Annotated in this window: 5 protein-coding genes; 1 reads left to right on the forward strand and 4 read right to left on the reverse strand. The window is 38.9% G+C overall.

From position 1 onward, the window contains the following. The first annotated feature begins 85 nt into the window (after positions 1 to 85). Positions 86 to 964: a DUF4349 domain-containing protein gene (locus tag IQ236_RS22845; RefSeq protein ID WP_193871418.1), complete on the forward strand. Its 879-nt coding sequence runs from the start codon at positions 86 to 88 to the stop codon at positions 962 to 964. 202 nt (positions 965 to 1,166) lie between these two features. Here the strand turns inward: IQ236_RS22845 and IQ236_RS22850 are convergent, their stop codons facing one another. The 4 genes from IQ236_RS22850 to IQ236_RS22865 all read right to left on the reverse strand — a co-directional run bounded on the left by IQ236_RS22850 (position 1,167) and on the right by IQ236_RS22865 (position 5,907). Beyond that, positions 1,167 to 2,261, reverse strand: a complete 1,095-nt coding sequence (locus tag IQ236_RS22850; RefSeq protein WP_193871419.1) for a RuBisCO accumulation factor 1 — start codon at positions 2,259 to 2,261, stop codon at positions 1,167 to 1,169. Positions 2,262 to 2,406: 145 nt separating this feature from the next. After that, positions 2,407 to 3,744: a hypothetical protein gene (locus IQ236_RS22855; protein ID WP_193871420.1), complete on the reverse strand. Its 1,338-nt coding sequence runs from the start codon at positions 3,742 to 3,744 to the stop codon at positions 2,407 to 2,409. A gap of 123 nt (positions 3,745 to 3,867) precedes the next feature. After that, the gene (locus IQ236_RS22860; RefSeq protein WP_193871421.1) at positions 3,868 to 4,647 is read right to left on the reverse strand and encodes a photosystem II S4 domain protein; all 780 of its coding nucleotides are present in this window, start codon (positions 4,645 to 4,647) and stop codon (positions 3,868 to 3,870) included. 87 nt (positions 4,648 to 4,734) lie between these two features. After that, the gene (locus IQ236_RS22865) at positions 4,735 to 5,907 is read right to left on the reverse strand and encodes an RNA-guided endonuclease InsQ/TnpB family protein (RefSeq protein ID WP_193871422.1); all 1,173 of its coding nucleotides are present in this window, start codon (positions 5,905 to 5,907) and stop codon (positions 4,735 to 4,737) included. Between the last annotated feature and the right edge of the window lie 389 nt (positions 5,908 to 6,296).

The following is a 6,296-nucleotide window of genomic DNA, read 5'->3' on the forward strand; positions in this document are numbered from 1 at the left end:
ATCGCTTAAAATTTTATCAGGAAACAGTAAATTTTAAAAGGATATTGCTGTAATATCGGGTTCTTTTTTTGAGGAAGGTAACGCCATGAATACTCATCAAATTGGCTCTCGGACAGCATCAAAGCTAGGATTTTGTCTGGGATTAATGGTATCAATTTTAGCCTTATCTAGTTGCAGTCAGGCGAATAAAGTGACCATGAGTTCTCCCGCCAGTGCACCTTTAGCCCCAGCAGATACCCGCGAAATGGCTAATTCTACACCGGAACAAACGACCCCAGAACCTAAAAAACAATCTCAACTGATTAAACGTGCTCAATTGACTTTAGTAGTGGAATCTATTCATCAAACGACAGAATCAATTACTACCATTATCCAGAAACAGCAAGGAGATATTTTAAAATTTGAAGCTCAAAAATCCCCTGATAATAGTCAGCGTCAAACCGCTTATTTAGAGTTTAGAGTTCCCCAACAACGGTTAGAAACAACGTTAAATGCGTTAGCAAAATTAGGAACGGTGGAAAATCAAATGATTACAGCCGAGGATGTTTCTGATCAATTAGTCGATTTCCAAGCTCGACTACGAAATTTACGCAAATCGGAAGACATGATCTTAAAAATTATGGAGCGTTCGGGTTCCGTTGGGGACGTTCTCAAAGCCGCTAATGAATTAAGTACCATTCGAGAATCCATTGAACGGATTGATGCTCAGTTAAGAAATTTACAAAATCAAGTGGCTTATTCTACAATTAATTTAACCCTTGAATCGCCAGTTTCTGCTGCTTCTACTCCTGATAATTTGGGATTAAGAATACAAGAAACTTGGGGAACCGCGACCCATACAATGGGAGAATTTACTTGGTTATTAGTCGGATTAACTTTATGGTTATTAGCCTTTAGTCCTTATTTATTCCTCCTAGGAGGCGCAGTTTATGGTTATCGTTGGTATCGTCAAAATAAAATATAGTAATCCTAAAGGGAACAGGGAATTATGAATTACGAATTACGAATTACGAACAGGGATAATACTTCTTAAAAAACCCGGTTTCTACTCAAGTCTACTGTAGAGACGCGCCATGGCGCGTCTCTACGGGGATTTAGGGGATCATCTGTAACACCGATTTAAGAGTTTCAGTATAAACAGCTAATCGTCAACAATCCATAATTAATTATTCATCAATTTGCCAAACATCACGAATTTGATCCTCATCTAATACTTTTTGGGGACGGACGACCAAAATCAATTTTCCCAGTAATAGGATTGACGGGTTTTCATCAAACCATTGTAATTCTAAATGCTCGGAGCCTTCTACTAAGAAATAGGCATCAGTATCCCATTCCCGTTGAGCACGATCTACAATAATTAAAACCGGTTCTGATTTATTGGGTAAAGGATTGGGCAAATTCGCACTATTTCCTAAAATGGCAACGGGATCTTCTGCTTTCATGACCACTTGCCATCCTGGAACAGCTACCCAGGCGGCATTTCCTGACGATTTAACCATACGAAATTTACCGATTTCTTCCATTAAAGGAACAGCATTAAAGTCTGATAATGAAATCGGAAATTCACCCGCAACTGGAATTAAACGAGGAATATCTTCTTCCGTTTCTAAACGATAAATCGGTAAACGAGGAGCAGAGCGTTTTGTGGTAACTGAAAAATCAGTTAACAGTTGTTCAATTTTTTCTCTGGCGCTTGGGGAATGAGCATATTTTAACCCTTTTGCAATTAACCGTGAGCGCTGTTGTAAATCATGATGTTGTCGGGCAGCTTTCCAAGCATAATAAGCTAAAATATCCCCAGGATGATGAGAAAAACCGTCTGGAGCAGTCGAAAATCGAGAAAATTCTTTGATTGCTTTCGCTAATTCTTTCGCTTCATCCGCATCTAATTGACGCTGATTTGCAAATTCTGAAGCCCTGACTCGTTCCCCTTGGTTCAGAATCCGAAATTCATATAAAATATCACTTCCTTTGCGTTGAAAATAAGATTGAATTTCAAGTGCTAAATTGCCTTTGACTAAAGAGCTAAAAACCTGTGCCGCCACAATCACTTGATTTTGTTGAATGGGTTCAAACCCGGTTTCCTCAAAAATTTGTTGGGGATTGTAACCGGATTTTTGTAATTGAGCACAAGCTTCACCCCACTCGACCCAATTTCCTTGTTTACGACGTAATAACTGTATTAAATTTGCTGTGTCCGCCGAAGAATCTGGTGTCCCGGAGAGAGAATCAGAAGGATTCTGTGGTGTTTGAGCCATAATTATAGAGGTTAATTTTCTGGAAAACCGTCTGAAAATATCAACTTTTTGTCTGAATTTTTAATGTATCATAAAAGATGGAGAATTATAAACCTGATTTCTTCAAAATTAATAGAGTGGTACAGAAATCAGCAAAATTGTCAAATCAATTTAGAGATAACTTATCCCAGGTATGTTGGGCTGAACGTAATAAATTCTGAGATTCTTGACTGACTGTTGTTCCTGCTGGAACCTGTTCCAAGGTATTAATGATATCGGTTAATTGACTCATTAAAGCACCAATATCAGGATCTTTAGAACGAGCTAATTTTTGCCATTGAGCAATAGCAGATTTTGCTTGTTTAACTAACTCAACAGCATCTTTTTCAGTTTGTAATCGAGTTTGAGATATTCCTAAATTTGTTGTATATTCTGCTAATTTTTTCTGAGCTTCTGAATAGCTGGGGTTTTCCGTCGGAACTTGTTCTAACCGACGAATTGCCTCCTCCCATAATTTAATCACTTGTTGCCATTCTTGAGCAGTGTGAGGCGGATTTTGAGAAGCTTTTGCAGCTTGACTGGCAAATTGCATCGCCGCATCAATTAACGTATTTCCTTTAATACTTCCCGCCACAAATCCAAGTTGTTGTTGAAAATCCCGTTGCGCTGTTGCTAACTGTTTTTGCGCTAATTTTCCGGCTAAGGTTTCGGGGGGAATTTTCTCTAATTGATCAATCGCGGTTTGCCAAACTTTAATGGTTTGTTGTTGTTCATTTCCTGGGGGAAGTTTTTGGAATTTTTGCTGTGCTTCTTGAATGGATTGTTCGGCTTTTGTATATTCCTGATAGGCATTTTTTTGTTGAAAAATTTTAGATTCCATCCGTCCTATATTCTTGCGAGCACTTTCATATTCATCGAAGGTAAATCGCCACATACAACCCATAAACGAACAATACGCTTGAGGATAATAGCCTAAAAACCAAACTGGTAATTGATCCAGATGCTTTTGAGATTGTTTAACTTTTTCAACCCCTAATTCAATATCTGTAATGGCTGTTGCTTGATTAATTAATTGATCGGATTGTTCAACTAATGACACCGCTTGTCGATAGTTATAATCCATATTAATATAGCTGGGAAGTAATAAAATAGGAAAGGTTTTAGCCACCGGGAAACGAATCATGGGATAAGGTAAATTAGCTAGAGCAACTAATCCTGCAAATCCTCCTAAAACAGCCATTCCTAAAACGATTTTAGAAAAAACTCCAGGGGGGCGATTTACTTTTGCTGCTTTTTTTAAAACGGATTCGCTAAAGTTTGGAAATTGATCAGAAACCAAATCTTTTAATTCATCTAACGTTAGGGGATCTCCTGACTGTAAGCGCATTTTTTCTAATCGTTTTAGAACAATTTTTGCTCCCACATCTCCAACTAAATCCTTTTGAGCGCAGTGTTTAACTTCTTGTTGTAAAATATCAAAAGCTTGATCATAAAGTCGTTTCATCACTAATATCCTCCTAATTTTATATAGCAATCCTATGGGAAGGCTGATAACAAAAATTAATCCTCAAATCCCAATTCTTTCTATTCCCTATTCGTAATTCGTAATTCGTAATTCGTAATTACCTTATTGATACCGAGTTAATTCCACTCGATATCGTTGTTTTTTGGTAATCGCAATATCCTTAACTTCTAAACGTCCTTTTCCCCGAATTGCAATTAAATCACCGGATTTTACTTGATAACTGGCTTGGGTGATTTCCTTCCAATTCACCCGCACATCTCCCCCATCAATTAAACTCACCATTTTGCTGCGTGACATTCCAAATCCAGCAGAAGCAACGGCATCTAAACGCATCGAAGCTTCTACGGTTGTTAACTCTTTCTTCTTAGGTTCTTTAACCTTTAATTCACTCGGATCAATGCGTTGAGTTTTTACCGGAACAGAACGCACTTGGGTCAGATTTAATTCCAAAAAATCTGCTAATTCTGGAGTAACAATCGTTTGAGCACCCCGTTCTCCTAAAACAATAATATCCCCCGTTTTATCGCGGACAATTCCCGTTCCTAACATCGAACCTAAAAAGTCTCGATGGGTAGCAGGATCAAACAGAAAATTGCCCGAAATTTCTAACACCACAACACTCACCAGGGAGAAATCAAGAGGCAGATCAGATCGAGCAATTCCTAAACGTTTGCGTTCTGCTTGGGGATAGCCTCCCCAGGGGAGCATTTGCACTTCTGTTAATCGACTAAAAACCTTTTCTGATTCCGCCAATTCAGGGGGAGACAGAAAATCCGTTAAGGTAATTTCCCACGTTTTAAGCGCTTGTTCTGCCAAATCGAGAACCCGTGCGAGACTTTCTCGATTTTCAATGCCTTTTAGAAGTTCATCTCTTGGTAACATTAGGGGATTTTAAGTGAACGGGAATAGAAGATTTATTGGTATTGTTGACATCCTCACCGCCGTAAAACGGACGGTGATTCCTAAACTTCACAATTTAGGTTTCTGTTTCTTAGCAGTTGCCTTCACAGATTTACTCTGTTCGGGTCTTACACTCGCTCCACAGACTGACACGGCAAGCCCTGCCGCCAAAATATTTTTACTGGCGTTAAGATCTCGGTCATGGTGAGTCCCACAGTTGGGACACTCCCATTCTCGTATCTTTAACGGCATTTTTTCCACAATATCTCCACAATTACTACACCGTTTTGAACTCGGAAACCACCTATCTATTTCGATGTAGGTTCTCTCATACCAACGGCATTTATAGGCTAATTGTCGAGTGATTTCTCCCCAACTAACATCGGCTATTGCCTGGGCTAATTTGGGATTTTTGACCAGGTTTTTTACAGCTAAATCCTCAACTACAATCCTTTGGTTTTCACGAACGAATTGAGTCGTTAGCTTGTGTAAATGGTCTTTTCTACTATCGGTGATTCGAGCGTGAATTTTAGCTACTTTGATTCTAGCTTTTTCCCGATTCTTTGACCCTTTCTGTTTTCGAGACAGATTTTTTTGTGCCTGACATAATCTCTGATCATGTTTTTTAAAATGTTTAGGATTGGCTATTTTTTGCCCGTCACTCGTAATTACAAGGCTACTAATTCCTAAGTCAATTCCTATGGCTTTATCTGTTACAGGTAAAGGCTTAATGGTTGGGTCGTCAAATCTTATTGAAATCTGCCAACGTCCCGAAGGATGTAATCTGACGGTTACGGTACTCGGTTCACAATCTTTGGGGATTTGTCTTGACCATCGAATCGGTAAGGGTTCTAAGCATTTCGCTAAGTAGATTTGTCCGTTTTTTAACTTAAAAGCCGACTTAGTAAATTCCGCACTCCCTCCTTGATGTTTTTTCTTAAAATTAGGATACTTGGCACGACCCGCAAAAAAGTTAGTAAAGGCTGTTTGTAAGTGTCTTAATCCTTGTTGTAAGGGGACACAACTTACCTGATTTAAAAAGTCTAAATCTTCCTGTTTTTTCCAATTCGTTAACATTGAAGACGTTTGACTATAACCTACTCTTTCTTGCTTTTCATACCATGCTTGAGTTCGTTCATGGAGTGCCTTATTGTAAACTAATCTTACACAGCCTAATGTGCGCCGCAATAGCGACTCTTGTTCCGGTGTTGGGTAAAATCGGTAACTGTGTGCTTTTTCCATATCTCACATTCTAGCACTAGCACATAGTTGGTGAAAATGGGCAGATTGTGTTTAAATTAAATTTAAAAGCCGTCCGACGCTATCGCGGGAATGACGGGGTTTCAAACCCAATTTTCCGATGATAACATTTTTAACAAAAATTCAATCCATTTGGACTCGATTAACTTTTCTCCAGAATCATTAGAAATACCTAGAGACAAAAGCAACAAATCCCACGATAGAATTCCACCCATTTAAACTATTGTATCTCCCACCGTATAACCTTGCAGATTTTCTGGTTCTAAGGGTCTTAAAACACGAGTGGCTTTCCGCATCAGGGTTTCTGAACCCGTGACCACCACTAAATATTTTCCAGCATTGAGGCGATTGCGATAAGGTAAAGCATCCCC

Source organism: Planktothrix mougeotii LEGE 06226 (assembly GCF_015207485.1).
GTDB lineage: Bacteria > Cyanobacteriota > Cyanobacteriia > Cyanobacteriales > Microcoleaceae > Planktothrix.

Excerpts from the sequence above, each read along its gene's own strand:
- IQ236_RS22845 (WP_193871418.1), top strand. The coding sequence starts at position 86 with ATGAATACTCATCAAATTGGCTCTCGGACAGCATCAAAGCTAGGATTT.
- IQ236_RS22850 (WP_193871419.1), bottom strand. The coding sequence starts at position 2,261 with ATGGCTCAAACACCACAGAATCCTTCTGATTCTCTCTCCGGGACACCA.
- IQ236_RS22855 (WP_193871420.1), bottom strand. The coding sequence starts at position 3,744 with ATGAAACGACTTTATGATCAAGCTTTTGATATTTTACAACAAGAAGTT.
- IQ236_RS22860 (WP_193871421.1), bottom strand. The coding sequence starts at position 4,647 with ATGTTACCAAGAGATGAACTTCTAAAAGGCATTGAAAATCGAGAAAGT.
- IQ236_RS22865 (WP_193871422.1), bottom strand. The coding sequence starts at position 5,907 with ATGGAAAAAGCACACAGTTACCGATTTTACCCAACACCGGAACAAGAG.